This is a genomic window from Bradyrhizobium sp. U531 (assembly GCF_051710265.1).
GTDB lineage: Bacteria > Pseudomonadota > Alphaproteobacteria > Rhizobiales > Xanthobacteraceae > Bradyrhizobium.
On record NZ_JASVEN010000001.1, the window covers coordinates 623,170 to 649,451 of the forward strand.

Consider the following 26,282-nt stretch of genomic DNA (forward strand, 5'->3'; position numbering starts at 1 on the left):
CCGGTCACAGAGCGTACAATTACGGTTTACGTAACGCGTAAATCTTGCTACTCGGCGGGGAAATTCCCATGCCCCATACACCCACACATCCTGGCGAGCATCTCGCCGAAGAGTTGCGAGAACTCGGCATCACGGCCGCGGAGCTGTCGCGTCAGATCGACGTGCCGGTTAATCGCATTACTGGCATCATCAACGGTCAGCGCGGAATTACCGCCGACACCGCGCTGCGTCTTGGCCACTGGTTTGGCACGAGCCCGCAATTCTGGATGAACCTGCAACAGCAATATGAGCTGCGGCTGGCGGAGCGGGAGGTCGGCGCACAAGTTGCGTCGCTGCCCCGCCGCGCCAATGCGCAGTCGACACGAAAGCTTGGAAAGACCGCATGAGCCGCCGCATCAAGAGAATGAACCCGAAGCCTCGGGACCGTGACGAGCGCAAGGAAGCGCGCCCATTCAAGGCAGGCAGCGCGAAGAAGGCCGGGCCGCGCCCGGGCGGAAAACCCAGTGGTAAGCCAAGCGGCAGCAAGCCGCCGCGCTTTGCGGGCGAGCGTGCCGAGCGCCGTCCGCCCACAGCCAGGCTTGAGAGGGCCGAATTCGAACGAGCCGCGCCGGAAAAGCCCGTCGAAGCGCTGCTGCCGACCAAGGTGCAGACCGTCAAGGTCACTGCCGACGAGAACAACATGCGCGTCGACCGTTTCCTCGAAGCGCGCTTTCCCGGCCTGTCGTTCTCCCACATCCAGCGCGTCGTCCGCAAAGGCGAGCTGCGCGTCGACGGCAAGCGCGTCGATAGCAAGGATCGTCTGGAGGAGGGCCAGAGCGTCCGCATTCCGCCGTTGAAGCTCGATACGCCGAAGGCTGTCGACGAGTTGTCGGAAGCTGCGCAGAAGACGCTCAAGGCGCTGAAGGAGATGACGATCTACGAGGACGACGACGTTCTCGTGCTGAACAAGCCCGCCGGCCTTGCGGTGCAGGGCGGCTCGGGCATGACGCGCCACATCGACCAGATGCTCGAGGTGATGCGCGATTCCAAGGGCCAGAAACCGCGCCTCGTGCACCGCATCGACCGCGAGACGTCGGGCTGTCTGTTGATAGCCAAGACGCGCTTTGCCGCCTCGCATCTGACCGGCGCATTCCGCTCGCGGTCGGCGCGAAAGACCTATTGGGCGCTGGTGCCGGGCCTGCCGAAGCCGAAACAGGGCCGCATCTCGACTTTCCTTGCCAAGGAGGAGACCGAGGACGACACCATCATGCGCATCGCCGAGCACGGCGACGAGGGCGCCAGCCATGCGGTGACGTATTACGCGGTGGTCGAAACCGCAGGCAACAAGCTGACCTGGGTGTCGCTCAAGCCGGTGACGGGCCGCACGCATCAGCTCCGCGCTCACATGGCCCATATCGGCCACCCCATCGTCGGCGATCCCAAATATTTCAACATCGAGAACTGGCAGTTGCCGGGCGGCCTGCAGAACCGGCTGCATCTGCTCGCGCGCCGCATCGTCATCCCGCATCCGCGCGGCGGCGTGATCGACGCCACCGCGCCGCTGCCGCCTCACATGCAGCAGTCGTGGAATCTGCTTGGGCTGGATGCCAGCCGGTTCGACCCGATCGAGAACGCGCCGGAGGAGTAGGGGGCTGGCTCCGCTGCCAACCCCGTCATTGCGAGGAGCCCTTGCGACGAAGCAATCCAGGCTGTCGCCGCGGAAAGACTCTGGATTGCTTCGCTGCGCTCGCAATGACGCTGGGGGAAACTGCGGTGGCTCCTCTCACTTCCGAAATTGCTCCAGAAACATCCGCAGACTGTCATGCGGGCTCTCGATATCAGTGATCAGCCAGCCCTCTGGTCCGTTGACCACGATGAAGTTCAGCGTCACGGGCTTGCCGCGATTGTTGAAATTGGCCGCGACATAGGTCTTGTCGTATTGCCTGCGGACGACGGCAATTGCGACCGGGCCGAGTTTCCAGCTCTGGCTCTGCACCAGGAAGTCGTAGGGCTCGACCCGCGGCGCGGACCAGGCCCTGCGCAGGGAGGGATCGAAGAATTGTCTGCCGGTGGACGCATCCCGGGGCAGGCCTCTGGACAGCTCCGGCGCACCTTCGCCGTAATGGGCATAGACGTTGCGGACCAGCGATTCCGGGGTACGAAAGCCAGCCTCCGCCGCGGCCAGCCAAAGCCCGGCGAGCAGGGCTGCAATGCCCGCAAGTTCCCTCATGCCCGCTGCTCGCTTTATCGGCCACAGGTCTTATCTTAAAAGCCTAGCATTCAGCGACCGGGACCGAAAACTCACATGCGCGAATTGTTCGAAGAAGCCGCCAGCCAGCCTCCGCCGGATCCCCGGGAATCGGCGCGCGCCTCCGCGCGCACGCCGCTGCGCAAGCGCTTCTACAAGGAGGCCGGCGTCGCCGATGCCGAGGGCGGATTTGCCATCACGCTCGACGGCAGGCCGATCCGCACGCCCTCGGGCCGCCAGGTGGTGATCCCGGCGCGGGCGCTCGCTGATCGCGTAGCCGCGGAATGGGCGGCCCAGGGCGAGAGCATCGACCCCGTGACCATGCCGCTGACGCGCATCGCCAACAGCGTGGTCCAGGGCGTCGTCGACCGTGTCGAGCTCGTTGCCGAGGACCTCGCAAAATACTTCGAGTCCGATCTGCTGTTCTACCGCGCCGGCCACCCGGAAGGGCTGGTCGCCCGCGAGGCCGCGCATTGGGATCCCGTGCTGTTCTGGGCGGCGGAGACGCTGGGGGCCCATTTCATCCTGTCCGAGGGTGTCATGCATGTGAAGCAGCCGGACGAGGCGCTGCAGGCGGCCCGCGCCGCGCTGCCCGACGATGCCTGGTCGGTCGCCGCGCTTCATGTGGTCACGACCCTGACCGGCTCGGCGCTGCTGGCGCTGGCCCTGGCCCACGACGTGCGCGATGCGGGCCAGGTCTGGGATGCCGCCCATGTCGATGAGGATTGGAACAACGAGCAATGGGGCGTGGACGAGGAAGCGGCCGCCCGCCGGGCCACGCGCCTCAGGGATTTCGAGGCCGCCGTGACGGTCCTGGCGGCGGCAAAGGCCTCCGCGGCCAAAGGTCCTTAACGAGAGGTTTACGACGCCGGCGTTACGGTAGGGGCGTCCCTTGGGCCCCCTGATATGCCGACGCCGGTCACCTCCATTCTTCCCGTCAGTGCCGCCAGCCCCTTGGCTGATGCGACGACGCCAGACCTCGTGCTGCAGGCCGGCAGCGTCGTCGACGCCAGGGTCCTCAGCGTGATGGCCGACAATCTGGTGCGGATCGCGATCGCCAATCTTGCGATGGATGTGACGTCGGAGGTGGCGCTGACGCCGGGCCAGAATCTCCAGCTCGCGGTGTCGCAGAACGACGGCACCATCCGGCTCGCCGTGATGAGCGGAGCAGGCGAGGCGGCCGGCGACCAGATCACGCTGACGCCGCGCGCCGCCGCGCTGGTGGAGAGCCCGCCGCTTGCGCCGTCGGCAAACACCCCGCGCGCCACGCTGACGCCGGCGGAGCACGTTGCGGTCGCCACGGCCTCTTCTGAGGCCGTGACCAAGCAGGGCAGCCAGGCGCCGCTGTTCGCCAATCTCGCCTCCGTGGTCACCGGCAGTGATCTGCCGGTGGGCTTGAAGCAGGCGGTGCTGGACGTGCTGGCGCAGCAGACGCCGCTCAACACCGGCCTCGACGGCGGCGACATCGAATCCGCCTTCCAGAAATCAGGGCTGTTCCTCGAGGCTTCGCTGGCCGCGGGTGCAACGCCGCGCTCCGGTACCGTGCCGGATCTGAAGGCGGCCTTGCTGGTGCTGCGCCAGACCTTGGCCACGCTCGAATCCGCCGCGCCGCAGCCGCAAGCCACCGCGCTTCCGTCCGGCACGGCGCCAACGCCGCAGGTCGCTGCCGCGCAGGCCGCATTGCCGTCGGCCGATCCCGAAATCGCCCAGCAGCCGCAAATGCCGCGCAGCGCCAATCTTGCGGCCGCCGTGCTGGCCAACATCGCCGGCAACGCTCAGCAGGCGACGATGCCCAGGACCATGTCCGCAGGGCTTGCCGCCAGCCTGTTGCAGGAAGCCACGCAAAACCTGCCGCGCCTCACCGGCAACGTGCCGGGCTCGAACAAGGCCGTGCCCGACGGCCACATCTTCGAGGCGGCCGCGCGCGCCACGCCGCCGCCGTTCCGCGGCGCGCTGCCGTCCGCGCAAGCCATCGCCGCGCCATCGCTTGCGCCGGAGGCGCCGCTCTCTGCGACCGTGCACCGCCTGCTCGACGACACCGATGCCGCGATCGCGCGCCAGACGCTGCTGCAGGTCGCATCGCTTCCCGATCGCACCGACGCCTCGGGCCATCGCATCGACCCGGCCGTGCCGCAATGGAATTTCGAGATTCCGTTCGCGACGCCGCAGGGCACCGCGATGGCGCAGTTCGAGATTTCGCGCGACGGCGGCAATGAATCCGCCGATCCCGCCAAGCAAGCCTGGCGCGCGCGCTTCACGCTCAATGTCGAGCCCGCCGGTCCCGTGCACGCGCTGATCACGCTGAACGGCGACAAGACCTTCGTGCGGATGTGGGCGGAGCGCCCGGCGACCGCGCAACAACTTCGCGCCGGCATCGGTGAGCTCAACCAGGCCTTGACGCGCGCCGAGCTCAAGCCCGGTGACATCCTCGTGCGCGACGGCACGCCGCCGCAACCGGCGCCGGCCCGCGCCGGTCATTTCCTGGATCGCGCCACATGAGCGACCCGTCCAAGCTCGCGATCGCGCTGCATTACGAGAAGGGCACCAACGCCCCGGTCGTCGTCGCCAAGGGCAAAGGCTCGATCGGCGAAAAGATCGTCGAGATCGCGAAAGCCAACGACATCCCGATCGAGGAGAACGAGATTTTGGCCGGCGCGCTGTCCAAGGTCGAGCTCGGCGAGGAGATCCCGCCCGACCTCTACAAGGCCGTCGCCGAAGTGCTGGTGTTCGTGCTGCGGCTGTCGGGACGGGGACGCTAGACCCCAACTGTCATCGTTTCACCACGGAGCGGATGCATGGTCGCGCCGCATTCATGGCTCAACGGACATCGCCCTTGCTCACCCGCCGTTCCACTCTCGGACTTCTCGCCGCATCTGCCATCCTGCCGCAGCGCGCGTTCGCCCATGTCGCGCCGCCGCGCAACGAGATCCGCGACAGTCTCGCCAAGCGCTTCACCGACCTCGGCACGTCAGGCACCTTCGTCGGCTACAAGGTCGAGGACTATCTGATCGTCGCCAGCGACAAGGAGCGCTCGGGCGAGGGCAAGCTGCCGGCCTCCACCTTCAAGATCCCGAACTCGCTGATCGCGCTCGAGACCGGCGTCGTTGCAGATCCCGACAAGGACGTCTTCCCCTGGGACGGCGTCAAGCGGCCGATCGAGGCCTGGAACAAGGATCACACGCTGCGCAGCGCGATCGCGGTGAGCGCGGTGCCGGTCTATCAGGAGATCGCGCGGCGCATCGGGCAAGAGCGCATGCAGAAATATGTCGACGAGTTCGACTACGGCAATCGCGACATCGGCGGCGGCATCGACCAGTTCTGGCTCACCGGGAATTTGCGCATCGATCCCGTCGAGCAGGTCGATTTCGTCGACCGGCTGCGCCGCCGTGCGCTCCCGGTCTCGAAGCGCAGCCAGGATCTCGTCGCCGACATCCTGCCGGTGACCAAGGTCGGCGACAGCGTGATCCGCGCCAAGTCCGGCCTGCTGGGCGCCGAGCGCGGCGAGCCCTCGCTCGGCTGGATGGTCGGCTGGGCCGAGAAGGGCGAGGTGCACACGGTGTTTGCGCTCAACATGGATTGCGGGGAGACGCGTCTTGTCGGCGAGCGCATGACGCTGACGCAAGCCTGCCTTGCCGAGATCGGCGCGATATAGTTTGGCGCGATGAGGCCTCGATCGCCTCTCTCACCAACGTCATTGCGAGGAGCCCTTGCGACGAAGCAATCCAGAGTCTTTCCGTTGAGGCAGTCTGGATTGCTTCGCTGCGCTCGCAATGACGGAGGATATGGTGGCAGCCAATCCTGACTTGAGCAGCCGGCGTCGGTGCGGGTCTAACCCAGCTTGAACAACACCTGCAAAAACTCCTCCACCGCCTTGCGCGACTCCGCGGCCGTCTTCGGATTGCCGCCGACATGCGGGTTGAGCTCGACACAGGCGTCCTTGTAGGTGAAGGGCGTATTGGTCTCGCCGTTCATCAGCACGCCGCCGTCGCCTTCCCGGATCCGGCAATTGCGCACGGTCTGCGAATTGGTCGACACCGCAACGGTGCTGACGCCGAGCAGGCCGCTGTCGAACCCGTGCGCACTTTCGGGGTATTCGGTCAGCACGACGTCGCGGCCCGCGGCCTTCAGCCGTTCGACGAAGGCCTTGCAGCTTTTCACGGGATTATAGTCGTCCGGCGTGCCGTGGAAGATGCGGATCGGGCGCGCGGCGACCTCGCTGTCGCCTTGATACGTCGTCGAGCAATCCGGATAAAACGGGATGTAGGCGGCGAACTGGATGCCGGACTTGTTCCAGAGCTTGTTGAAGCGCTCCAGGCTCGCATAAAGCGTTGCCTGTCCACCGCGCGAAAAGCCCATCAGCACGATGCGGTCAGGGTCGACGCGCGGGTGCTTGGCCAGGATCTCCAGCGAGCGGTAGATGTCGATGATCAAATTGAGCCGGCCGAGGAGGGCCTGGTTCGGCCCGACCACCGTCAGCCCGCGGCCGGTGAAGCCGTCGATCACGAAGGTCGAGATGCCCATGGCGTTGAAGGCGTGCACCCATGCCTCGGTGGTGGCGCCGACGCCGCTGGAGCCGTGCATCAGCACCACGACCGGAAGCTTGCCGGTGCCTTGCGCGACACGGAATTCGCCGGCCACCGTCACCGGCTTGCCGGCGGCGGCATCGCCGCTGAGGAATTGCTGGTCGGAGAGGGTGAGCGAGGGGATCGGGTAGATCTCGGCCCGGGTGGCGACTTCCTTCGGCATCGCCTGCGCAACGGCTTCGTTGCCGACGAATGAAGTCGAAACGCACAGTGCGATGAGCACGGCTGCGGCGCGCCAGTTGGTGGCCATCGGATCCTCCCTGATATTTTCATCGAGTAGAACAACCGGGCCGCGCGCTGTCAATTTGGCGCGGGGGAGGGACGCGCGTGAGTTGGGAGGCTGTCTCCACCACGTCATGGCCGGGCTCGTCCCGGCCATCCACGATCTTCTTCGCCGGCGCCAAAGACATGGATGCCCGGGACAAGCCCGGGCATGACAGCTGCCGAGTGAATGGCCTCAGCCCTTGTCGACCTTCTTCGCGGTCAGCGCCTGGTCGATGGCAAAGCCGCCGATCTCGCTCATCGCCTGCGAGATCACGTCGCCCTTGCGGGCAAAGCCGGCGGACAGGAAATCGAACTGGGTGCGCGCCAGCCGCAGCACTTCGATCGGCACGGAGACTGCGGTCTCGTTGAAGCTGTCCACTGAGGCGCGCAAGGTATCGAGTTCGGTGGTCAACTTGCCGATATGGCTCTCGGCATTCTGCATCAGGCCGATCAGCTTGCCGCGCTCGGCATCGAAGGCGGCGCGCTCGGCCGCCGCCGCCGCGGTGACTTCGGCGAGCTGCGTCCGCAGCGTCTCGATCTGACCGACCATGGCATCGGAGGCGAGCTCGGCGGCGTCGCGCAGCTCGGTGTTGCGGGTGCTCTCGGCCTGCTGCTGGTGATAGAGCCGCTCCGCGGACATCGCGCGCTGCGCCAGAGACTCGATCAGGCTTGCGGCGCGCAGCAGCATCTCGCCGTTCCGCCCCGACACCATGCTGGCCATGCGCCGCAGGAAGTCGATGGTTTCTGACGATGAGTTCGGCGGCAGGGGGACGACCGTCGCGGACATGGGTGATGCCAAAGCCTGGGCCTTGTGACCGCCGCCGTACCGACTGGGCTCACGCAACATTCGGCGCCTGATCGAGAGGACCGGAGCAAGCCTGAATCGGCGGGCCCGGTCAACCGGCCGGCACCGCAAATGCGACCTCGTAGCCCGGATGAGCGAAGCGACATCCGGGGTTCACGGCACAAATCGTCCCGGGTATCGCTTCGCTCACCCGGGCTACGCAGTCAGCCGAAACCGGGCTGGCGTTAGCCTCAGCCGTCCTTCTGCCGCCCGATCCGGCCCAGATGGGTGAAGCCAAACCCGGCGGAATATTTCAGACCATAGCCGAGGGCCCGGTCGATGCCGATATGGGCGAGCCAGATCAAGGCGATGGACAAAGTGAGCGGCGAGGTGAGGCCAAAGCCCAGGGTCAGCAGCGACACCGGCGCCATGTAGCTGTGGGCGGCGTTGTAGACCAGCGCGCCGAATTTGGCATCGGACAGGTATGCCAGGAAGCTCAGATCGGGGACGAAGAAGAGCAGGGCAAAGACCAGCCAGGAGCCATCCCAGGACCAGTAAAGCATCACCATCCCGGTAAACAGGGTGAGGCCCTCCAGCCGCAGCAGGATGTTGACGCCGCCCGTCGCAGCACCCGCCTCGATCGTTCCTTCGGTCATACTCGCCTCCCAGGTAAAACTTTGGAATTCCTTGCGCTTTCACGCTGCGGCAGGGCAGCCCTGCGGCACCGAAAGGCGCTTTCCGGCCCGCAAAATGCCGTGTTAGAACCCGCCCATCACCTAAGACCTGGCGGGAGCAAATGAAACACATCCTGGACGCCCTTGAAGATCGTCGTGCCGGTGCCAAGCTCGGCGGCGGGGAGAAGCGCATCGAGGCGCAGCACGCCCGCGGCAAGCTGACCGCACGCGAGCGCATCGAGCTCTTGCTCGACAAGGGATCGTTCGAGGAGTTCGACATGTTCGTCGAGCACCGCTCCACCGAGTTCGGCATGGAGAAAAACAAGGTGCCCGGCGATGGCGTCGTCACCGGCTGGGGCACCGTCAACGGCCGCAAGACCTTCGTCTTCGCGAAAGACTTCACGGTGTTCGGCGGGTCGCTCTCCGAAACCCACGCGCTGAAAATTACAAAACTTCAGGACATGGCGATGAAGGCGCGGGCGCCCATCATCGGCCTCTATGACGCGGGCGGCGCGCGCATCCAGGAGGGCGTCGCCGCGCTCGCCGGCTATTCCTACGTGTTCCGCCGCAACGTGCTCGCCTCGGGCGTGATCCCGCAGATCTCCGTCATCATGGGCCCCTGCGCCGGCGGCGACGTCTATTCGCCCGCGATGACCGACTTCATCTTCATGGTGAAGAACACCAGCTACATGTTCGTCACCGGCCCTGACGTGGTGAAGACCGTGACCAACGAGGTCGTCACCGCCGAAGAGCTCGGCGGCGCCTCGGTGCACGCCACGCGCTCCTCGATCGCGGACGGCGCCTTCGAGAACGACGTCGAGACGCTCTTGCAGATGCGCCGCCTGATCGACTTCCTGCCGTCCAACAACACCGACGGCGTGCCGGAATGGCCGAGCTTCGACGACATCGGCCGGGTCGACATGTCGCTCGACACGCTGATCCCCGACAATCCGAACAAGCCCTACGACATGAAGGAGCTGATCCTGAAGGTCGTGGACGAGGGCGATTTCTTCGAGATCGCCGACATGTTCGCCAAAAATATCGTCACGGGCTTCGGCCGCATCGCCGGCCGCACCGTCGGCTTCGTCGCCAACCAGCCGATGGTGCTGGCCGGCGTGCTCGACTCTGATGCCTCGCGCAAGGCGGCCCGCTTCGTCCGTTTCTGCGACGCCTTCAACATCCCGATCGTCACCTTCGTCGACGTGCCGGGATTCCTGCCGGGCACCGCGCAGGAATATGGCGGCCTCATCAAGCATGGCGCGAAGCTGCTGTTCGCGTACTCGCAGTGCACCGTGCCGCTGGTCACCATCATCACCCGCAAGGCCTATGGCGGCGCCTTCGACGTCATGGCCTCCAAGGAGATCGGCGCCGATATGAACTACGCCTGGCCGACCGCCCAGATCGCGGTGATGGGCGCCAAGGGCGCGGTGGAGATCATCTTCCGCAGTGACATCGGCGACCCCGACAAGATCGCCGCGCGCACCAAGGAATACGAAGACCGCTTCCTGTCACCCTTCATCGCGGCCGAGCGCGGCTACATCGACGACGTCATCATGCCGCACTCGACTCGTCGACGGATTGCGCGGGCGCTGGCGATGCTGAAGGACAAGAAGGTGGAGACGCCGGCGAAGAAGCATGACAATCTGCCGTTGTGAAGTTTGGCGAGCATCCCATGCGCGACTCAGAATCGAAAGGGGCACAAGCCGGTCAAGATGAGACTCGGCTTACCGAACCTGATAGGCAGAAAATTGCGCAGGATTACAGCCGAAATTATGCGCGCTATGAAGGTCTGTTAGAGGAAGTTCTATTCATCTTACACGACAGAATTGCCGCTGCGGATATCAAGGTTCATACAACTGAAAAGCGGATCAAGAAGCTAGTTTCAGTAACGCAAAAATGCGAGCGCAAGGGGCTGAACGACTTGGATGGCCTCGTTGATCTCGTGGGTGCCCGCGTAGTCTGCCTTTTCCGATCCGATTTATCGAAAGTAGGTGCGGTAATTCGCGAAAATTTTGAGGTGTTGGACGTTGATGACAAGATTTCGGAGGGGGGTCCACTCGGGTACATGTCCATCCACTACGTCTGTCGGATGCCTGAAAGGTACAATGGACCGAGGTATGAAAATACGCGCGGAGTGCGGTTCGAGATTCAAGTTCGAACTCTTTGCATGCATGCGTGGGCAGCCGTTTCTCACTATCTCGATTACAAAGGCGAGTGGGATGTTCCTGAGGAGTTGAAGCTCGCTTTAAGCGCGCTAGGTGGACTTTTCTACGTAGCCGATAGTGAGTTTGAACAGTTTTATTCTGCGAGGACTCAGTCGAAGCTAGCCGCTGAAAAGAATTCACCGAAAAAATATCGCGAGATCAATTTGGATACGGTGAAGTCGTACTTGGAGCAAAAATTTCCTAATCGGAAGCATTCGGATTTTTCGGTTGTTTCTAAGCTCGTTCAAGAAATCAAAAAAGCGGAATATGGCTCGATCGAAGAAGTTGATCGTGATCTAGAGAGAGGGCGGCTCGCGCTTAATGCCTTTGAAGGCAACTATCATACCCAACTCGCTGACGTCGGCGCAGTGCGAGTTACGCTAAGTGTTGTTTCGGACAAGTTCCGGGCCGCGAAACGAGTGACCTCGGTAGACCTGACGGAGTACGAGCGTCTTGTTTCACCGGTTGAGACATAGCGCTTGGGACGGTGAGTGACATGTAATCGGTCATCATTCGTGTCGCATTGCCGCCGCGCTCAACGCCTCTAGGGCCTGAATGTTATGACCGCATCCGAGCCGACCGACGAGATCTCTGACATCGAAGATCGCATCGAGCGGCTTGCCGAGATCGCCGAGCGGTGTCGAAAGTACATCCTGGCGTCCAAGATCGCGATCGGCGGTGGGGCGGTGCTGTTGTTGGTGACGATCCTCGGTGTGTTCGGCTTCGGTCAGACCGCGGCGCTCGGATCGATTGCGCTGGTGCTGGGCGGGATCGTGTCGCTCGGTTCGAACGTCTCGACGTTGCGGCAGACCGACGATGCCATCAGTGCTGCGGAGACGCGCCGCGCGGCGTTGATCGGCAGCATCGAGCTGCGTGTCGTTGCCGATGCGCCGCTGAAATTGGTGTGAGTGTAGGGCGGATTAGCGATAGCGTAATCCGCCGAAGTATGTGTCACCGGATGGAGAAGTGGCGGATTACGCTTCGCTAATCCGCCCTACGTCTCTCACGCATCCGGCCCCACACGCCTCACGCGGCGGTCTTGAGCGTCAGCTCCGACAATTCGGTGCGGCATTCGGCGGCGAAGGCCTGCAGGCGATCGGCGGTCTGGCGGTCGAGGATGGCCTTGGCCAGCCGCTCGGCGCGGGCGATCTGTCGCTTGAGATATTCGATGCGGACCATGGGTCACCTTTCGATTGCGTCCGTCCGGTGCTTGCGACTGTAGGCCGAACGCTGGATTGAATATGTGAGGCGCATCACACCCCGCGCGCCTTATCGGCCGCAGCGAAATGCGCCATCTGGTCGGCATGGGCCTTGATGAAGGCCGGGCGGCCGGTGGCGCGCGCGACGTAGGCACGGCAGGCCGGACTATCCGCCAGGCCGTCGAAGCCATCGACGACGCGGAGCACGTCCGACATCAGGATGTCGGCGACGGAGAAGGAGCCGGCCAGCCATGCGCGGCGGGCGAGCACCGGCTCGAGATGCTTCAGGCGCAGCTTGAGGAAGTCGTCGACGAATTTCCAGGCCGCGGTGTCGGTCGGATGTCCCATGAATTGCGACATTCCCCAGGGCAGGCTCGCCATCTCCACTGAATTGAGCGCCGCGAACACCCATTCCGTCGTCTCGGCGCGGCCGCGCGGGTCTGTGGGCATCAGCTTGGCGCTGCGCTCGCCGAGATGCAGCAGGATGGCGCCGGTCTCGAAGATCGAGAGGTCGCCGTCGGTCAGCCACGGCACCTGCCCGAACGGCTGGTGCGCAAGATGTGCGGCGCCGCGATCCTCCATCGGCGTGCTGGCGATGCGATAGGGCAAGCCGGCTTCTTCCAGCGCCCAGCGCACGCGAAGGTCGCGCACGAAACCGCGCGGCGCTTCGGGAACCCAATTGAAGGTGGTCAGGGTGAGGTCGGCCATCTGCTGTCTCCGTATCCTGGTTTCGAAGCAAAGGACGAACGAGGCGTGCCCGTTCCGACACCGGTGCCAAGTCTTTTTGTCGCCGGCGGCTGAACCGGCTAGGCTCACGCCAAACACTGGGAGGAAACAAGATGCCGGCAGCCTTCTTCGTCGTTCGCGCCATTGTCCCCGACGCCGAAAAGCGTGCCGCCTTCGACCGATGGTACGAGCGGGAACACGTGCCCGACGCGGTGAAGGCGTTCGGCGTCAGCAAGGCGTGGCGGTTCTGGAGCCTCGATGATCCCTCGCTGCACCAGGCGATGTATCAGTTCGACGACGAGGCCAAGCTCGCGGCGATGCTGAAGGGGGACGCGCTGCAGAAGCTCGTCGCCGATTTCGAGCGCGACTGGCCCGACGTGAAGCGCTCGCGCGAGACGCTGGTGCTGGCGCAGGAGTTCTTGAAATAGCGAGGTCTGTCGCCCGGATGGAGCGCAGTGCAATGCGGCGTCTTCGCCCCCAGGCACGAAACCCGGATTACGCTGCGCTTCATCCGGGCTACGAATTCATGTCGGCGTAACACCAAATCTGAACGCAGGATTCAGCCTTGGTTCATGTCGTGACCGCGACACTTCCTCTGCATCACTTGCCAGGTAGCCGAGAGGATATGTCATGGAGCGCCGGAACTTTCTGAAATTTGCATTGGGACTGACGGCGGGCGCCGCCGCGTTGGCCGCGACCGCGTACGCAGCTCCGCTGTCACCGCATCCGCTCGGCGATTCCGCGCGCATGCCGGAAGGCAATCCCGACGCGCATCCCGCCGTCACCACCAGCGAGGAAGCCGGCAAGCTCACGCCCGAGCAGGTGCACTGGCATGGCCATCACCGTCATTGGGGCTGGCGCCGCCGTCATTGGCGCCGGCATTACCGGCGTTGGCACCGCCGCCACTGGTAAGCGCGAAAACTTCGCGGACGGGACGGGGATCGCAGCCGGCGATCCCCGTTTCGATTCCGGGTGCTCCAATGCCGCGGCGGCTGTCGTCGGCGCCCCCCGGAAACGAAAATGGCCGCGCAGGCTTTCGCCGCGCGGCCATCTTGAAGATGTGCAGAGATCAGAACGGACGGCAGCGGCCGGCGTACCAGCGGAAGCCATAGGGGCACACGCGCGCGCGCGGCACGACGACGACCGGTGGGGCAACATACACGGGGGCCGGGCGCACGACGACCGCGCCACCCATCGGACGGCAATTGCCGTAAGCCCCGCGATAGAACCCGCGGCCGCAGCCGTCAGCGGCGCTGGCCGCTTCGGTGAAACCGACGACCGCGCTGGCGAGCATGGCGGCGGCGAACAGGTATTTCATTTGATCTTCCTTCTCGTCCTTGGGGCAAGTCTTTGAGGCAAGTCTTTGGAGCAAGTCTTTGGGAGTCCGGCGCTTGCGGCGCACAATGAATCAAAAGACACGATTCAACATATCAAATCTTGCAACATGTCGACACGGCGCGATCCAAACCTGCCAATCATGACCTGAATGCGGCATGAACGTTCCCCGCATGCGGCTTGTCGCGACGGGGCACGGCGCCGACGACCGCAACCCGCCGCCGCTCCCGCGCTGCGGCAAGCCATGGCGCGCGCAGTCAGTCCTCCCGGGGGCCGAACAACGTCGCAAACTGCTTCTCGCCGGCGCGGGTGAAGTTCACCACGCGGCTGCCGGGCGTCGTGTCGCGTGCCGCCCATTTCAGCTCGGCGAAGCGCTGCATCATCGCCGCCCCCAACGTGCCGGCCAGGTGATGCCGTCGCTCGCTCCAGTCGAGGCAGGCCTTGCACACCGGCCGCCGCGGGTGGGTGAGCATCTCGGACGAGATCTGCAGATGCTTGGCGAGAAAGCGCTCGCCCTCATTGGTCAGCTCGATGTCCTGCTTCTTCTGCCGGACCAGATTCCGCTCGCGCAAGGAATCCAGCATCTGCACGCCGAGATCGCCGGCCAGATGGTCGTAGCAGATCCGCGCGCGCCGCAAGGCCGGATCCTTCGGCCCGGTTCGCACCCGCATGTGGCCGGTCCGCGCGGCGAGGCCGGCAAGGCCCTCGAGCACGCCGGCGACGTCGTCGTCGGTGAGGCGATAGTAGCGGTGGCGGCCCTGCTTCTCCGGCTCCACCAGGCCGCCGGCCTCGAGCTTGGCCAGATGCGAGCTCGCGGTCTGCGGCGTGATGCCGGCCTCCTGCGCCAGCTCGCTCGCGGTGAGCGCGCGTCCGTTCATCAGCGCCGTGAGCATGTTGGCGCGAGCGGGGTCGCCGACCAGGGAGGCGACCATGGCGATGTCGGGTCCTGATTTCATGCTTCGATGGTAGCCGAAGCATTGGTGTCGGGCAAGGGCGTAGCGTCTCACCCAGGTCGTCATTGCGAGGAGCCCGTGACAAATTGCGAAGCAATTTGCACTGGCGACGAAGCAATCCAGATTGTCCCCGCGGTGGGATTCCTGGATTGCTTCGCTGCGCTCGCAATGACGATGTGGAAACAGGAGCCCACCATGTCCGTCACCGTCTTCATCCGCTACCAGCTCGATCCGTTCAAGCGCGCGCAGTTCGAGGACTATTCGAAGCGCTGGCTCACCATCATCCCGAAATGCGGCGGCGACCTGATCGGCTATTTCATGCCGCACGAGGGCACCAACAACATCGCGTTCGCATTGATCACCTTCGAGAGTCTCGCCGCCTATGAAGCCTATCGCGCGCGGCTGCGACAGGATTCCGAGGGCATGGCGAATTTCCATTTCGCCGAGGAACACAAATTCATTCTCGCCGAAGAGCGCACGTTCTTGCGCAAGGTGGTATTGTAGGCCACGCCGGCATGATCCGGACCCGAAGGGCCGCGTTAGCGCAAAGTACGACGCTTTTTTCCGGGTCATGCTCACATAAGAGGAGACGCCTATGATCGCCGTGATTTTCGAAGTCTGGCCCAAGCCGGAACATCGCCAGGACTATTTCGATCTCGCGGCCGATCTGAAGCCGATCCTGCAGACCATCGACGGCTTCATCTCGGTCGAGCGCTTCGAGAGCCTGACCGACAAGGGCAAGATCCTGTCGGTGTCGTTCTGGCGCGACGAGGCGGCGGTGCAGGCCTGGCGCAACACGATGGAGCATCGTCGCACCCAGGCCAAGGGCAGGGCGCAGATCTTCGCCGATTATCACCTGCGCATCGCGAGCGTGGTCAGGGACTACAGCATGAACGATCGTGAGCAGGCGCCGAAGGACAGCCGCGCGGTGCACGACGCCGGTTAGCGGCCGGAGACACATTCAATCCATGGTGGACATCTCGCCGAGGTTGTGAGATGTCTATGCTGCGCTTCCGTTTTTGGGGAGCGTATGCCGTTGAGTTGAAATTGATTTCAAGCCGCTCCTTCGATGGGCGGTCAAAATTCGCCGAGCGTCAGAGCGAGGTGTTTCATATGACGAGTTTTGTTGGGCCGCCGGCCGATGCTACTCGCAACAAACCGATCACCAATGAGCTGAGAAACGTGCTGGACGCCGCCGCGACCGCCGCCGGTGTCGACACGGTGCGGATTACGTCGGGCGGGCAGGACGCGCTCGGTCACGGCACCCGTCGCACGGGATCTACCCGCCACGACCTCGGACGGGCGGCCGACGTGCAATGCCTCGTCAATGGTCAGGCCCTGACGTTTACCGACGCCGCGGCTTCGCCCGGCATCTTGCGTTTCGTGACGGCCGCGGCTGCGGCAGGGGCCACCGGGATCGGCGCAGGCGTCGGCTACATGGGAAACCGGACGATCCACGTCGGCTTCGGCACCTCCGTCGACGACCATACCAGGTTGACCTGGGGCGCCGGCGGCCGATCGGCGACGGCGCCGCAATGGTTGCGCGATGCGGCGCAGGATGGCTGGGATAGCGGCGGGATCGTGCCGCCTGGACCGGCCGCCGCTGCTGTTCATCCCGGCCGTTACGCGGTGATCGCGCGCGATGGGCTGAAGCTGCGTGGCGGTCCGGGCACGAATTTCGATTCGGACAGGACATTGCCCGCGGGTACGGAGCTCAGTGTGGTGGCGATCTCCAACGTCGATCCCGCATGGGTTCGCGTCGACGTGGAGGGTGACGGCCTGCTCGACGGTTACGTCTTTGCAGCGTTCCTCGCCGAGCTCGAAGCTGCTCCGGCCTGACCCCTCGGACTACGCCCAGCGTTTCCTTTTAGCGACGGAGTTTCATCATGGTCAGCGTCGACGATATCAGGTGGTTCAAGCAGCAATTTCGCACACAGATCGAGGCTGCCTTGCCGGGCACGCCCTTCGATATCGACATGATCGCCGCCATCGCGTGCCAGGAAACGGGCTACATCTGGTCCGTCGTCCGCAAGAAGAACCTTTCGCTCGATCGCGTCCTCGCGCTTTGCGTCGGCGACACCATCGATTTCCAGGGACCGGGCAAAGGGCGGCAGGCCTTTCCGCGCAACAAGGCTCACCTGCTGACCGAGCCTCACGGGCGGGAGATGTTCGACATTGCCCGCGACGGCCTCGAACAGATGTCGGCTCTCGTCCGCGGCTACGAGCGTGCCGTCGCCAACCCCGATAAGTTCTGCCACGGATTCGGTATGTTTCAGCGTGATCTCCAGTTCTTCAAGGAAGATCCGCACTACTTCCTCGATCGGCGCTACGAGAATTTCTCCGATACGCTGACGCAGTGCCTCGGAGAATTGGAGCGCGGCCTGAAGAAGCTCGGCTTGCAGTCCAAGACGAACCTGACCGATCTCGAATTCTGCGCGGTCGCGATCGCCTACAATACCGGTGGCTACAACCCGGCCAAGGGCTTGAAACAGGGCTTCAAGGATGACAGCGGGAAGTTCTACGGCGAGCAGATCTTCGACTTCCTGGCGTTGTCGCGGACGGTCGACGGCGCCGCGATGCTGTCGCCGGGGCGTTATGTCGTGATGGCTCGCGGCGGCCTGAAGCTGCGTGGTGGGCCCGGGACGAATTTCGATTCCGAAAAGACTCTTTCGCCGGGCACCGAATTGAACGTGGTCGAGATCAGCAGTCAGGATCCGGCGTGGGCGCGGGTGGACCTCGAGGGCGACGGCCTGCTCGACGGTTACGTCTTTGCGAGCTTCCTCGCTCCGGTGCAACAGCATATGGCTGCACGAGAGGATGTCCCCGAGCCGGCTTGACGCGGCCGGTGTATTGAGCGCGTCCCCGGTCCATCTCGTCGGATCACGGAGTCACCCGCGACGCACTGGCGATCGTCGCGGGGCATCCCCATCTCTGCGGCGCAAGCCATCGACATGGGGAGAAGAAACATGCACGTCACGACGGCGGACAAGCGCGCGGCCTTCAGGAAGATACACGAGAGCGGGTGCTTCATCCTGCCCAATCCGGTTGATGTCGGCAGCGCCAAGGCCTTGCAGCATCTCGGTTTCAAGGCGCTCGCCTCGTCGAGCGCGGGGTTCGCCTGGACCATCGGCAAGTCCGACAATCACGTCAACGTCGAGGACGTCTGTCAGCATCTGGCAGCATTGAGCTCGTCCGTCGACATTCCCGTCAACGCCGATTTCGAGGGCGGCTTTGCGGTCGAGCCGGACCGGGTCGCCGACAATGTCGAGCGCTGCGTGCGCACCGGCGTCGCCGGCCTGTCGATCGAGGATTCCACCGGCGACAAGGACAAGCCGATCTACGAGCGCGCGCTCGCGGTCGAGCGCATCAAGGCTTCGCGCAAGGCGATCGGCGACAGCAACACGATGCTGGTCGGCCGCTGCGAGGCTTTTCTGTGGGGCGTCACCGATCTCAAGCTCGTCATCGACCGGCTCACCGCCTATGCGGACGCCGGCGCCGACTGTCTCTACGCGCCGGGCCTGAAGAGCCGCGAGGACATCACGGCGGTGGTGAAGGCCGTCGCGCCAAAGCCGTTCAATCTCCTGATCGGCGCGACCGGCCTGTCGCTAAGGGAAGCCGAGGATCTCGGCGTGCGCCGGATCAGCGTCGGCGGCTCGCTCGCCCGCGCCGCCTGGGGCGGCTTCATGCGCGCGGCGAAGGAGATGGCGGAGAAGGGGACCTTCACCGAGCTCGGCAACGGTTATCCCGGCGGCGAGCTGAACAAGATGTTCGGCTAAGGCGAACATCGTCCGAAAACGAAAAGCGGGGGGACTTGCGTCCCGCCGCGTTCGTATCTTGTTGCAAATCGTTACTTCGTGCCGTCAGACGGCGTCTGCGTATCCGGCGCCGGCTTGGCTGCCGGCATATCCGTGGGCGCAGCCGGCTTGCTCGGCGCCGCACCCGTGGTCACGCCCGGCTCGGTGTTGTTGCGCGGCGTCACGTCGCGCATACCGGGAGGCGTGGCGGGATTGGTCGCAGGCGCCTGCTGGGCGGTCTGCGTTGCCGGCGTGGTGCTCGCCTGATTGCCTGTCGTGGTGTTGTTCAGGCCGTAGAACACGGCGCCGAGCACCAATGCAATCGCGACGGCGAACAGCGCCACCTTGCCGCTGGACGCGGGGCCTTCACCCAGCTCGGGATCTGCCTGCAGATCGGCATCCCGGCGCGCCGTGCGAAGGTACTCATCGTCGGCGAGGTTCGGGCGGTACGGATCGTTGGGAAAACGGTCGTCAGCCATCGATGTGGTCTCCTCGGTTATGACGCCGGGACAACCCTCAGATGTGAGATTCCGTTCCGCGCCGGCTTATGCTTTCGTCGCATGTTGCTCTGCCACGGGGAATCGGGAACCTGTTCAGCCCGGGAACCGGACGCGGGTTCCCTCGCTGTGAGAGGAACAAGCCCAGGGAATCAGCCATGTGGAATCTGCCACCGACCGATAGCGTGCTGCATTTCCTGTCGCTGGTCGCGATCGCAGCGCAGGGCATGACGGCGGCGCTCGCGGCCGGACGCCGCAGCATGGACTGGCTGGGAGTCTGCTTTCTCGGCTGCATCACCGCGCTCGGCGGCGGCACGTTGCGCGATCTCTTCCTCGGACATTATCCGTTGGCCTGGGTGCAAAACCCGACCTTTCTCGCGCTGGCCGGTGGGGCGGCCTTTCTCACCATCCTGTTCGCGCGCCTGGTTCACCGGCTCAAGGTCGCCTTCATCGTGCTCGACGCGATCGGGCTCGTCGTCTTCACCATGACCGGCTGCGACGTCGCCTGGCAGATGGATGCCTCGCTGCCGATCGTGATCGTCTCGGGCATGGTGACGGGCTGTGCCGGCGGCGTGCTCCGCGACGTGCTCTGCAACGACGTGCCGCTGCTGTTTCGCTCCGAGCTCTATGCCAGCGTCTCGGTGGTGACCGGGCTGTTCTACGCCACCGCGTTCGGCCTCAATCTCAATGCCGAGCTCTGGACCCTCCTGACCTTCACTCTCGGCATCAGCCTCCGCCTGCTGGCGGTGCGCTACAAATGGGAGATGCCGAAATTCGTGTTCACGGGGGAAGAGGAGAAGTGACGGTTATTTTGCCTCACTCTATCCACTCGTCATTGCGAGCGTAGCGAAGCAATCCAGACTGTCTCCGCGGAAAGATTCTGGATTGCTTCGTCGCTGCGCTCCTCGCAATGACGTGGAGGGGCCGGCGGCCTACTCACTCTTCCTTGCCTTCGCCACCTGCGCCGGCGTCACCAGCGGGCCGGCATTGCCCCAGGAGTTGCGGATGTAGTTCGTGACCGCGGCGATCTCCTCGTTGGAGAGTTGTTTGGCATAGCCCGGCATCTCGCCGGTGTTGGGCGCGCGCGGCGTGGTCACGGTGTGGGCGCCGTCGAGAATGACGCGCAAGGTCGAGGACGGATTGATCGACTGCAGCAGCGCATTGCCCGGCAGCGGCGGGTAGATCCGCGGCGCGCCCGAGCCGTCCGCCTCATGGCAGGCGATGCAGAGCTTTGCGTAGACGGCCTGGCCGGCCTTCATCTCAGGCTCGACGGGCGGCGTCACGATGGTCTCGCGCCGCGCCGACGGCAGGCTCTTCAGGTAGACCGCGATCGCGCGCACATCGGCATCGCTCATCTTCGAGGTCGAGTTGACGATCACCTCGGCCATCGGCCCGCCGGCATGGCTCCTGGCGTTGCGCCCGCTCTGCAGATATTCGGCGATGTCCTCCGCGCTCCACGACAGCAGTCCCGTACGTGCGGCGCCATCGAGCCGCGGCGCGTACCAGTCGCCGAGCTCGCTGCCCGAGAAGGCCTGCGCACTCTTGTCGGCGCCGAAATAATTCTTCGGCGTGTGGCAGGCGCCGCAATGGCCGAGCCCGGTGACCAGATAGCCGCCTCTGTTCCAGGCCGCGCTCTTGCTCTGGTCCGGCTCGTACAGGCCGGGCTTGAAATACATGGCGTTCCAGACCCGCATCAGGCCGCGATAGCCGAACGGCCAGCGCAACTCCGGCGGCTTGTTGCGGCTTGCGACCGACGCCAGCGTGCCGAGATAGGCGCGGATCGCCAGCGTGTCGTCCTTCGTCATCTTCGTGAAATAGGGATAGGGGAAGGCGGGGTAATAGTTCGAACCATCAGGCGCGATCCCGGTGCGCACCGCGCGCACAAAATCGGCGTCCGTCCAGGCGCCGATCCCGGTGTCGCGGTCCGGGGTCAGGTTCGGCGCATAGATCGCGCCGAAGGGCGTCGCGATGGGCTTGCCTCCGGCGAAGGGCTTTGCTGGATCGGCGGTGTGGCAGCCCGCGCAATCCCCGGCTTCGACCAGCGTCTTGCCATAGGCGATCAGCTCCGGCGACGGCTCGGCGAAGGCCACGCTCGCAACCGCACTGCACAACGTCACGCAGGCCAGTGCCAAGCCCTTGAGAGAGGAGCCAGTCAGAATCGTCCGCATCCAAGCCACTCCTGCGACCAAACGCCCGCATCCCGCGAGCGGGAGCGTCCATTCATTTCGCGACGGCGGGGGTATGGTGACACAAATTGAAAATGCCATGCGTGTTTCGGGCCACGAAGTTGCGATTTTTACCCAAGCGTCCCTTTGGTCCAGATTTGTGATGCGGATCGTGAAATATCCGACATAGAGTGGCGGAATTGGTCGGCGCGCCCTAGCTAAAAACAACGGGAAGGCAACGGCTTAAGCGACGCAAAGTGACAAAGACCTGAACAGGGCGTGGAAAGAGGACAGCATGGGCATCAACCAGGGTCCGATCAGTCTCGATCAAAAATACACCCAGGAAACCGGACACGTCTTCACCACGGGCATCCAGGCCCTGGTTCGCCTGCCCATGGCCCAGATCCGGCGCGACCGCGCCGCAGGCCTGAACACCGCGGGTTTCATCTCCGGCTATCGCGGCTCGCCGCTCGGCGGCTACGACCAGCAGCTCTTCGCCGCGCGAAAGCATCTCGAGCAGTACAACATCAAGTTCCAGCCCGGCGTGAACGAGGATCTGGCGGCGACCGCCGTCTGGGGCTCGCAGCAGCTCAACCTCTCGCCCGGCGCCAAATACGACGGCGTGGTCGGCATCTGGTATGGCAAGGGCCCCGGCGTCGATCGCTGCGGCGACGTGTTCCGTCACGGCAATGCCGCCGGCTCGGCCAAGAACGGCGGCGTGCTCTGCCTTGCCGGCGACGACCACGGCGCGAAATCCTCGACCGTCCCGCACCAGTCCGACCATGCCTTCATGTCGGCGCTGATGCCGTACCTCTATCCCTCCAGCATCCACGAGATGATCGAGATGGGCCTGCTCGGCATCGCGATGTCGCGCTACTCCGGCTGCTGGGTCGGCATGAAGGTGATCACGGAGACGGTGGAGACCACCGCCGAGATCGACCTCACCGACGAGATGAAGCCCTTCATCATCCCCGCCGATTTCGAGATGCCGCAAGGCGGCCTCAATCTGCGCTGGCCCGATGACCGCTTCGAGCAGGACCGCCGCCTGCAGGACTACAAGGGCTTTGCCGCGATCGCCTTTGCACGCGCCAACAGGGTCAACCGCGTCACCATGGACTCGCCGAATGCCCGTTTCGGCATCATGGCCTCGGGCAAGAGCTACGAGGACGTCCGCCAGGCCTTGCGCGAGCTCGGGATCACCGAGCAGGTCGCCGCGAAAATCGGCCTTCGCCTCTACAAGATCGGCATGCCCTGGCCGCTGGAGCCGGAAGGCGTGCATGAATTCGCCGTCGGCCTCGAGGAGATCTTCATCGTCGAGGAGCGCCGCGAGATCGTCGAGAACCAGGTCAAGCAGGTGCTGTTCAACTGGCGTGACGACGTGCGGCCTCGCATCGTCGGCAAGATGGACGAGCACGACAAGCGCTTCCTGACTTTCGCCGCCGAGCTCAGCGTCGCCTCGCTCGCAACCTCGCTCACCGAGCGACTTCTCAAGCTCGATCTCAACCCCGAGATCGCCGAGATGCTTCGCGCCAAGGCCGACTGGTTCAATGGTCGCCAGGCGACCCAGATGCAGGCGGTCGCGCCGGTTTCCCGCACCCCGTATTTCTGCTCCGGCTGCCCCCACAACACCTCGACCAAGGTCCCCGAAGGCAGCCGCGCGCTGGCCGGCATCGGCTGCCACTTCATGGCGCTGTGGATGGACCGCTCGACCGAGACCTTCACTCATATGGGCGGCGAGGGCGTGCCGTGGGTCGGCATCGCACCTTTCACCAACGAGAACCACATTTTCGCGAACCTCGGCGACGGCACCTATTTCCATTCCGGGCTGCTGGCGATCCGGCAGGCGGTCGCCTCCAAGACCAACATCACCTACAAGATCCTCTACAACGACGCCGTCGCCATGACCGGCGGCCAGCGTCATGACGGCGATCTCTCGCCGCAGCAGATCACCTTCCAGCTTCATGCCGAAGGCATCCGCGAGATCTATCTGGTCTCGGAGAACCCCGATGCCTATCCGTCCGACAGCATCGCGCCGGGCGTGAAGCTGTATCATCGCGACGAGCTGCAGAACGTCATGAAGATGTGCCGCGAGTTCAAGGGCACTTCCGCGATCGTCTTCGTGCAGACCTGCGCCGCCGAGAAGCGCCGCCGCCGCAAGCGCGGCCTGATGGAAGATCCGGCGCGCCGCGTCATGATCAACCCGGCCGTTTGCGAAGGCTGCGGCGACTGCTCGGTGCAGTCGAACTGCATCTCGGTCGAGCCGCTGGAGACCGAGTTCGGCCGCAAGCGCGCCATCAACCAGTCGTCCTGCAACAAGGACTATTCCTGCGTGAAGGGCTTCTGCCCGTCCTTCGTCACCGTCGACGGCGGCAAGCCGCGCCACCGCGCGCCGGCGGAGCTCAGCGATATCGGTGCGTTGCCGGAGCCGGCCTCGCGCCCGACGCTCGACAAGCCTTACAACATCGCGGTCGGCGGCGTCGGCGGCACCGGCGTGCTCACCATCGGCGCGCTGCTCGGCATGGCCGCCCATATCGAGGGCAAGGCCTCGATGATCCTCGACATGTCCGGCCTTGCGCAGAAGGGCGGGGCGGTGCTCAGCCACGTCCGCTTGTCGGATCATCCGGCCGAAGTGACCTGCTCGCGCATCGTCACCGGTACGGCTGATCTGGTGCTTGCGGCCGACGAGGTGGTCGCCGTCGCCAAGGACACCATCTCGCTGTGCGACTCCACCCGCACCCGCGGCATCATCAACAGCCACGTCATTCCCACCGCCGACTTCGTCATCAACCGTGACTTCAACTTCCAGACCCGCAAGCTCAACGGGCTCCTGGAAACGGCGCTGCACAAGGACTCCGTGTTCTTCGATTTCACCAAGCCGGCGGAGCAGCTGCTGGGCGACTCGATCGCCACCAACATGATGATGATGGGCTACGCCTATCAGAAGGGCCTTTTCCCGCTGTCGGCGGAGTCGATCGAGCAGGCGATCGAGGTCAACGGCGTCTCGATCAAGATGAACAAGGAAGCCTTCCGTCTTGGCCGCCTCGCGGTCTCCGATCCCCAGCGTCTCGCCGATATGCTGAAGGGCACGGATGAGGTCGTTGCGCCCAAGACGCTGGATGCGATGACGCTCGACGAAGTCATCGAGCACCGCGCCAAGCATCTCACGGCCTATCAGAACGGTCGTCTTGCAAAGCGCTACCGCAAGCTGATCGAGCAGGTTCGCGATGCCGCGGCAAAGGGCGGTTATGGCGATGCGCTGCCGCGCGCGGTCGCGGTGAACTACGCCAAGCTGCTGGCTTACAAGGACGAGTACGAGGTCGCGCGGCTCTACACTGACGGCGCCTTCGAGCAGCAGCTCCGCGACCAGTTCGAGGGCGAGTTCAAGTTCAACTTCAACCTTGCTCCGCCGATCCTCGGCGGCGGCCTCGATGCGCTCGGCCGCCCCAAAAAGCGCGCCTTTGGCCCGTGGATGCTGAGCGTGCTGCGCGTGCTGGCGAAGTTCAAGTTCCTGCGCGGCACGGCGCTCGACATTTTCGGCCGCAGCGCCGACCGCAAGCTCGAACGCGACCTGATCGCCGGCTACGAGAAGGACGTCTCGACCGTGCTCGGCCTGTTGTCGCCCGTGACGGTCGACACCGCAGTGGAGCTGCTCTCGCTGCCCGACCGCATCCGCGGCTACGGCCCGGTGAAGGAGAAGGCGGTGGCGGATGCCAAGGTCCGCTACGCCCAGCTTGCGGCTGATCTAGCGAACCCGCCGCCGGCCCCGAGGCAAATCGCGGCGGAGTAGGGCAGCCCCGTAGGGCGGATTAGCCTGCGGCTGCGCGAAGCGCAGTCCGCATGCGTAATCCGCCACCCCTGTTGGCGTGGGGCAGAGCGGCGGATTACGCCTTCGGCTAATCCGCCCTACCTACTGCCATTGATTGCGAAGAGGACTTGGGCGCGCTTTCGCTTTGCCCACCCTGCGAGACTGAGAGGATAGGCAATGCTTCCGCCGTCAGATAATCCTGAGCAGCAGGGGAAGCTTCTGCGTTACGACTTGTCTGATCATATTGCTTTTTGCGCGAAGACCCGTCGATACGCTCGCAGCGGGAAACATCATTTCATTAGCGTCGACGGTGTCACCAAATGGTATGTTCCAGAAGGGAGTGCGTTTGATTTTGCCGAGCTTGTCCTGCGTAGCGCAGGTTTTTCGGTCGAGACGCGACCGGGTCCCTTGCACGATAGAGGATTAGGTGAGTTCGAATTTGACGTGAACGCATCTCTGACAATCGAGGGATGGAGATGTCTTTTAGCGTTGCGTCCGCCCAAACCTTACGATTATCGCGTGGTGGATCGCATCCTCACGACGTGTGGTTTTCTTTCAATTGGGGAGCCCCGCTTACGGCCCGCTCGGGGGAGGTGGTGGTGGCTACGCGGTCGCTAGTCCACCCCGTACCATCCCTAGCGTTGCCCGTCGGGCAAAACACCCACGCCGCGGGTCAATCCGCATCCGCAAAAACATTCCGCTTTACCGAAATTCTGAATTGTCGTATCGCTTCCCCACCTCATCCCTCTCAGAGGGGCGTATCGCGATCGTCACGAAACGCGGGGTGAGCGGCGGTGGACGCGGGCTGCGTCGCGCGAGGCATTGTCTCGTGCACGACGGGCGTGGTCTTGCGTACGGCAAAATCGTGTGGTCCTGACGCCCGGAGTCTGGCGTCAAGTCTTGCGGTCAATCGCAGGGCGACGGGGGCAATAGTGCATCGCTCCCCGGGGAGAGCGCGACATAAGCCGTAAAGCCACTGCGCAGGGAAGGCCGGATGTTCGGCTCCACCTGTATGCCGCTGTGCAGCCTCTTGTAGCGCAATCTTCGCACAGTGGACCGTGGGTGCCCGGCC

28 protein-coding genes are annotated in these 26,282 nt (G+C 64.3%); 18 read left to right on the forward strand and 10 right to left on the reverse strand.

What is annotated here, in order from left to right:
- Window positions 1–68: 68 nt before the first annotated feature.
- Window positions 69–386, forward strand: coding sequence for a HigA family addiction module antitoxin (locus tag QRQ56_RS03115; protein WP_438737562.1), 318 nt, complete (start codon window positions 69–71; stop codon window positions 384–386).
- Window positions 383–1,627 carry an RluA family pseudouridine synthase gene (locus tag QRQ56_RS03120; protein ID WP_438737563.1) on the forward strand — a complete coding sequence of 415 codons (1,245 nt, stop codon included), beginning with the start codon at window positions 383–385 and terminating at the stop codon, window positions 1,625–1,627. The genes QRQ56_RS03115 and QRQ56_RS03120 overlap by 4 nt, the downstream gene beginning before the upstream one ends.
- A gap of 135 nt (window positions 1,628–1,762) precedes the next feature.
- Here QRQ56_RS03120 and QRQ56_RS03125 read toward each other — a convergent pair whose 3' ends face one another.
- Window positions 1,763–2,209, reverse strand: a complete 447-nt coding sequence (locus QRQ56_RS03125) for a hypothetical protein (RefSeq protein WP_438737564.1) — start codon at window positions 2,207–2,209, stop codon at window positions 1,763–1,765.
- A 75-nt stretch (window positions 2,210–2,284) separates the two neighbouring features.
- On the opposite strand from QRQ56_RS03125, the gene QRQ56_RS03130 reads away from it, so the two are divergent.
- From QRQ56_RS03130 to blaOXA, 4 genes are read left to right on the forward strand one after another with little or no spacing between them, the layout of a single operon-like run.
- A complete protein-coding gene (locus QRQ56_RS03130) occupies window positions 2,285–3,079 on the forward strand; it encodes an ATP12 family chaperone protein (protein ID WP_438737565.1) in 795 nt (264 codons plus the stop codon).
- Between the two features lie 54 nt (window positions 3,080–3,133).
- Window positions 3,134–4,726: a flagellar hook-length control protein FliK gene (fliK, locus tag QRQ56_RS03135; RefSeq protein ID WP_438737566.1), complete on the forward strand. Its 1,593-nt coding sequence runs from the start codon at window positions 3,134–3,136 to the stop codon at window positions 4,724–4,726.
- Window positions 4,723–4,986 carry an EscU/YscU/HrcU family type III secretion system export apparatus switch protein gene (locus QRQ56_RS03140; RefSeq protein WP_097658757.1) on the forward strand — a complete coding sequence of 88 codons (264 nt, stop codon included), beginning with the start codon at window positions 4,723–4,725 and terminating at the stop codon, window positions 4,984–4,986. Before fliK ends, QRQ56_RS03140 begins: the two co-directional genes overlap by 4 nt.
- A 53-nt stretch (window positions 4,987–5,039) precedes the next feature.
- Window positions 5,040–5,879, forward strand: a complete 840-nt coding sequence (blaOXA, locus tag QRQ56_RS03145) for a class D beta-lactamase (RefSeq protein WP_438737567.1) — start codon at window positions 5,040–5,042, stop codon at window positions 5,877–5,879.
- 176 nt (window positions 5,880–6,055) lie between these two features.
- On the opposite strand, the gene QRQ56_RS03150 is transcribed toward blaOXA, so the two are convergent.
- The 3 genes from QRQ56_RS03150 to QRQ56_RS03160 form a co-directional block, all read right to left on the reverse strand.
- Window positions 6,056–7,060, reverse strand: a complete 1,005-nt coding sequence (locus QRQ56_RS03150; RefSeq protein ID WP_438737568.1) for a dienelactone hydrolase family protein — start codon at window positions 7,058–7,060, stop codon at window positions 6,056–6,058.
- Between the two features lie 207 nt (window positions 7,061–7,267).
- Window positions 7,268–7,861, reverse strand: coding sequence for a hypothetical protein (locus QRQ56_RS03155; protein ID WP_438737569.1), 594 nt, complete (start codon window positions 7,859–7,861; stop codon window positions 7,268–7,270).
- 248 nt (window positions 7,862–8,109) lie between these two features.
- On the reverse strand, window positions 8,110–8,514 hold the full coding sequence (locus QRQ56_RS03160; protein ID WP_438737570.1) for a DUF4260 domain-containing protein: 405 nt from the start codon (window positions 8,512–8,514) through the stop codon (window positions 8,110–8,112).
- Between the two features lie 140 nt (window positions 8,515–8,654).
- On the opposite strand from QRQ56_RS03160, the gene QRQ56_RS03165 reads away from it, so the two are divergent.
- The 3 genes from QRQ56_RS03165 to QRQ56_RS03175 all read left to right on the forward strand — a co-directional run bounded on the left by QRQ56_RS03165 (window position 8,655) and on the right by QRQ56_RS03175 (window position 11,644).
- A complete protein-coding gene (locus QRQ56_RS03165; protein ID WP_438737571.1) occupies window positions 8,655–10,187 on the forward strand; it encodes an acyl-CoA carboxylase subunit beta in 1,533 nt (510 codons plus the stop codon).
- Window positions 10,188–10,204: 17 nt separating this feature from the next.
- Window positions 10,205–11,212 carry a GTP pyrophosphokinase gene (locus tag QRQ56_RS03170; protein WP_438737572.1) on the forward strand — a complete coding sequence of 336 codons (1,008 nt, stop codon included), beginning with the start codon at window positions 10,205–10,207 and terminating at the stop codon, window positions 11,210–11,212.
- 84 nt (window positions 11,213–11,296) lie between these two features.
- Window positions 11,297–11,644, forward strand: coding sequence for a hypothetical protein (locus tag QRQ56_RS03175; protein WP_438737573.1), 348 nt, complete (start codon window positions 11,297–11,299; stop codon window positions 11,642–11,644).
- A gap of 118 nt (window positions 11,645–11,762) precedes the next feature.
- Here QRQ56_RS03175 and QRQ56_RS03180 read toward each other — a convergent pair whose 3' ends face one another.
- Window positions 11,763–11,915: a hypothetical protein gene (locus QRQ56_RS03180; protein ID WP_194402766.1), complete on the reverse strand. Its 153-nt coding sequence runs from the start codon at window positions 11,913–11,915 to the stop codon at window positions 11,763–11,765.
- Between the two features lie 74 nt (window positions 11,916–11,989).
- On the reverse strand, window positions 11,990–12,643 hold the full coding sequence (locus tag QRQ56_RS03185) for a glutathione S-transferase family protein (RefSeq protein ID WP_438737574.1): 654 nt from the start codon (window positions 12,641–12,643) through the stop codon (window positions 11,990–11,992).
- Window positions 12,644–12,774: 131 nt separating this feature from the next.
- Here QRQ56_RS03185 and QRQ56_RS03190 point away from each other — a divergent pair, with 131 nt between their 5' ends.
- Both QRQ56_RS03190 and QRQ56_RS03195 read left to right on the forward strand, forming a co-directional pair.
- Window positions 12,775–13,089 (forward strand): hypothetical protein, encoded by a 315-nt coding sequence (locus QRQ56_RS03190; RefSeq protein WP_438737575.1) that lies wholly within the window; start codon window positions 12,775–12,777, stop codon window positions 13,087–13,089.
- Between the two features lie 202 nt (window positions 13,090–13,291).
- The gene (locus QRQ56_RS03195; RefSeq protein ID WP_438737576.1) at window positions 13,292–13,573 is read left to right on the forward strand and encodes a twin-arginine translocation signal domain-containing protein; all 282 of its coding nucleotides are present in this window, start codon (window positions 13,292–13,294) and stop codon (window positions 13,571–13,573) included.
- A 157-nt stretch (window positions 13,574–13,730) separates the two neighbouring features.
- On the opposite strand, the gene QRQ56_RS03200 is transcribed toward QRQ56_RS03195, so the two are convergent.
- Both QRQ56_RS03200 and QRQ56_RS03205 read right to left on the reverse strand, forming a co-directional pair.
- Window positions 13,731–13,979 (reverse strand): GCG_CRPN prefix-to-repeats domain-containing protein, encoded by a 249-nt coding sequence (locus QRQ56_RS03200; protein ID WP_438737577.1) that lies wholly within the window; start codon window positions 13,977–13,979, stop codon window positions 13,731–13,733.
- Window positions 13,980–14,253: 274 nt separating this feature from the next.
- Entirely contained in the window at window positions 14,254–14,952 is a 699-nt protein-coding gene (locus QRQ56_RS03205) for a metalloregulator ArsR/SmtB family transcription factor (protein WP_438737578.1), read from the reverse strand.
- Between the two features lie 192 nt (window positions 14,953–15,144).
- Here QRQ56_RS03205 and QRQ56_RS03210 point away from each other — a divergent pair, with 192 nt between their 5' ends.
- The 5 genes from QRQ56_RS03210 to QRQ56_RS03230 all read left to right on the forward strand — a co-directional run bounded on the left by QRQ56_RS03210 (window position 15,145) and on the right by QRQ56_RS03230 (window position 18,725).
- The gene (locus QRQ56_RS03210) at window positions 15,145–15,453 is read left to right on the forward strand and encodes an NIPSNAP family protein (RefSeq protein ID WP_438737579.1); all 309 of its coding nucleotides are present in this window, start codon (window positions 15,145–15,147) and stop codon (window positions 15,451–15,453) included.
- A 91-nt stretch (window positions 15,454–15,544) separates the two neighbouring features.
- Window positions 15,545–15,895: an antibiotic biosynthesis monooxygenase family protein gene (locus tag QRQ56_RS03215; protein ID WP_438737580.1), complete on the forward strand. Its 351-nt coding sequence runs from the start codon at window positions 15,545–15,547 to the stop codon at window positions 15,893–15,895.
- A 167-nt stretch (window positions 15,896–16,062) separates the two neighbouring features.
- Window positions 16,063–16,788, forward strand: coding sequence for an SH3 domain-containing protein (locus tag QRQ56_RS03220; RefSeq protein WP_438740051.1), 726 nt, complete (start codon window positions 16,063–16,065; stop codon window positions 16,786–16,788).
- A 47-nt stretch (window positions 16,789–16,835) separates the two neighbouring features.
- A complete protein-coding gene (locus QRQ56_RS03225) occupies window positions 16,836–17,786 on the forward strand; it encodes an SH3 domain-containing protein (protein ID WP_438737581.1) in 951 nt (316 codons plus the stop codon).
- 129 nt (window positions 17,787–17,915) lie between these two features.
- Window positions 17,916–18,725 (forward strand): isocitrate lyase/PEP mutase family protein, encoded by an 810-nt coding sequence (locus QRQ56_RS03230; RefSeq protein ID WP_438737583.1) that lies wholly within the window; start codon window positions 17,916–17,918, stop codon window positions 18,723–18,725.
- A gap of 71 nt (window positions 18,726–18,796) precedes the next feature.
- Here the strand turns inward: QRQ56_RS03230 and QRQ56_RS03235 are convergent, their stop codons facing one another.
- Window positions 18,797–19,222 (reverse strand): hypothetical protein, encoded by a 426-nt coding sequence (locus QRQ56_RS03235; protein ID WP_438737584.1) that lies wholly within the window; start codon window positions 19,220–19,222, stop codon window positions 18,797–18,799.
- Between the two features lie 176 nt (window positions 19,223–19,398).
- Here QRQ56_RS03235 and QRQ56_RS03240 point away from each other — a divergent pair, with 176 nt between their 5' ends.
- Complete coding sequence (locus QRQ56_RS03240) at window positions 19,399–20,043, forward strand: trimeric intracellular cation channel family protein (protein ID WP_438737585.1); 645 nt, start codon at window positions 19,399–19,401, stop codon at window positions 20,041–20,043.
- A 129-nt stretch (window positions 20,044–20,172) separates the two neighbouring features.
- Here the strand turns inward: QRQ56_RS03240 and QRQ56_RS03245 are convergent, their stop codons facing one another.
- Window positions 20,173–21,408 (reverse strand): c-type cytochrome, encoded by a 1,236-nt coding sequence (locus QRQ56_RS03245; RefSeq protein WP_438737586.1) that lies wholly within the window; start codon window positions 21,406–21,408, stop codon window positions 20,173–20,175.
- Window positions 21,409–21,700: 292 nt separating this feature from the next.
- Between QRQ56_RS03245 and QRQ56_RS03250 the strand changes: the two genes are divergently transcribed.
- Window positions 21,701–25,192, forward strand: coding sequence for an indolepyruvate ferredoxin oxidoreductase family protein (locus tag QRQ56_RS03250; protein WP_438737587.1), 3,492 nt, complete (start codon window positions 21,701–21,703; stop codon window positions 25,190–25,192).
- Window positions 25,193–26,282: the final 1,090 nt, after the last annotated feature.

Excerpts from the sequence above, each read along its gene's own strand:
- QRQ56_RS03175 (WP_438737573.1), top strand. The coding sequence starts at position 11,297 with ATGACCGCATCCGAGCCGACCGACGAGATCTCTGACATCGAAGATCGC.
- QRQ56_RS03140 (WP_097658757.1), top strand. The coding sequence starts at position 4,723 with ATGAGCGACCCGTCCAAGCTCGCGATCGCGCTGCATTACGAGAAGGGC.
- QRQ56_RS03195 (WP_438737576.1), top strand. The coding sequence starts at position 13,292 with ATGGAGCGCCGGAACTTTCTGAAATTTGCATTGGGACTGACGGCGGGC.
- QRQ56_RS03165 (WP_438737571.1), top strand. The coding sequence starts at position 8,655 with ATGAAACACATCCTGGACGCCCTTGAAGATCGTCGTGCCGGTGCCAAG.
- QRQ56_RS03250 (WP_438737587.1), top strand. The coding sequence starts at position 21,701 with ATGGGCATCAACCAGGGTCCGATCAGTCTCGATCAAAAATACACCCAG.
- QRQ56_RS03115 (WP_438737562.1), top strand. The coding sequence starts at position 69 with ATGCCCCATACACCCACACATCCTGGCGAGCATCTCGCCGAAGAGTTG.
- QRQ56_RS03230 (WP_438737583.1), top strand. The coding sequence starts at position 17,916 with ATGCACGTCACGACGGCGGACAAGCGCGCGGCCTTCAGGAAGATACAC.
- QRQ56_RS03130 (WP_438737565.1), top strand. The coding sequence starts at position 2,285 with ATGCGCGAATTGTTCGAAGAAGCCGCCAGCCAGCCTCCGCCGGATCCC.
- QRQ56_RS03220 (WP_438740051.1), top strand. The coding sequence starts at position 16,063 with ATGACGAGTTTTGTTGGGCCGCCGGCCGATGCTACTCGCAACAAACCG.
- QRQ56_RS03120 (WP_438737563.1), top strand. The coding sequence starts at position 383 with ATGAGCCGCCGCATCAAGAGAATGAACCCGAAGCCTCGGGACCGTGAC.
- QRQ56_RS03185 (WP_438737574.1), bottom strand. The coding sequence starts at position 12,643 with ATGGCCGACCTCACCCTGACCACCTTCAATTGGGTTCCCGAAGCGCCG.
- QRQ56_RS03215 (WP_438737580.1), top strand. The coding sequence starts at position 15,545 with ATGATCGCCGTGATTTTCGAAGTCTGGCCCAAGCCGGAACATCGCCAG.
- QRQ56_RS03125 (WP_438737564.1), bottom strand. The coding sequence starts at position 2,209 with ATGAGGGAACTTGCGGGCATTGCAGCCCTGCTCGCCGGGCTTTGGCTG.
- QRQ56_RS03235 (WP_438737584.1), bottom strand. The coding sequence starts at position 19,222 with ATGGCTGACGACCGTTTTCCCAACGATCCGTACCGCCCGAACCTCGCC.
- QRQ56_RS03245 (WP_438737586.1), bottom strand. The coding sequence starts at position 21,408 with ATGCGGACGATTCTGACTGGCTCCTCTCTCAAGGGCTTGGCACTGGCC.
- QRQ56_RS03190 (WP_438737575.1), top strand. The coding sequence starts at position 12,775 with ATGCCGGCAGCCTTCTTCGTCGTTCGCGCCATTGTCCCCGACGCCGAA.
- QRQ56_RS03200 (WP_438737577.1), bottom strand. The coding sequence starts at position 13,979 with ATGAAATACCTGTTCGCCGCCGCCATGCTCGCCAGCGCGGTCGTCGGT.
- fliK (WP_438737566.1), top strand. The coding sequence starts at position 3,134 with ATGCCGACGCCGGTCACCTCCATTCTTCCCGTCAGTGCCGCCAGCCCC.
- QRQ56_RS03210 (WP_438737579.1), top strand. The coding sequence starts at position 15,145 with ATGTCCGTCACCGTCTTCATCCGCTACCAGCTCGATCCGTTCAAGCGC.
- QRQ56_RS03155 (WP_438737569.1), bottom strand. The coding sequence starts at position 7,861 with ATGTCCGCGACGGTCGTCCCCCTGCCGCCGAACTCATCGTCAGAAACC.
- QRQ56_RS03170 (WP_438737572.1), top strand. The coding sequence starts at position 10,205 with ATGCGCGACTCAGAATCGAAAGGGGCACAAGCCGGTCAAGATGAGACT.
- QRQ56_RS03180 (WP_194402766.1), bottom strand. The coding sequence starts at position 11,915 with ATGGTCCGCATCGAATATCTCAAGCGACAGATCGCCCGCGCCGAGCGG.
- QRQ56_RS03205 (WP_438737578.1), bottom strand. The coding sequence starts at position 14,952 with ATGAAATCAGGACCCGACATCGCCATGGTCGCCTCCCTGGTCGGCGAC.
- QRQ56_RS03160 (WP_438737570.1), bottom strand. The coding sequence starts at position 8,514 with ATGACCGAAGGAACGATCGAGGCGGGTGCTGCGACGGGCGGCGTCAAC.
- blaOXA (WP_438737567.1), top strand. The coding sequence starts at position 5,040 with ATGGCTCAACGGACATCGCCCTTGCTCACCCGCCGTTCCACTCTCGGA.
- QRQ56_RS03240 (WP_438737585.1), top strand. The coding sequence starts at position 19,399 with ATGTGGAATCTGCCACCGACCGATAGCGTGCTGCATTTCCTGTCGCTG.
- QRQ56_RS03150 (WP_438737568.1), bottom strand. The coding sequence starts at position 7,060 with ATGGCCACCAACTGGCGCGCCGCAGCCGTGCTCATCGCACTGTGCGTT.
- QRQ56_RS03225 (WP_438737581.1), top strand. The coding sequence starts at position 16,836 with ATGGTCAGCGTCGACGATATCAGGTGGTTCAAGCAGCAATTTCGCACA.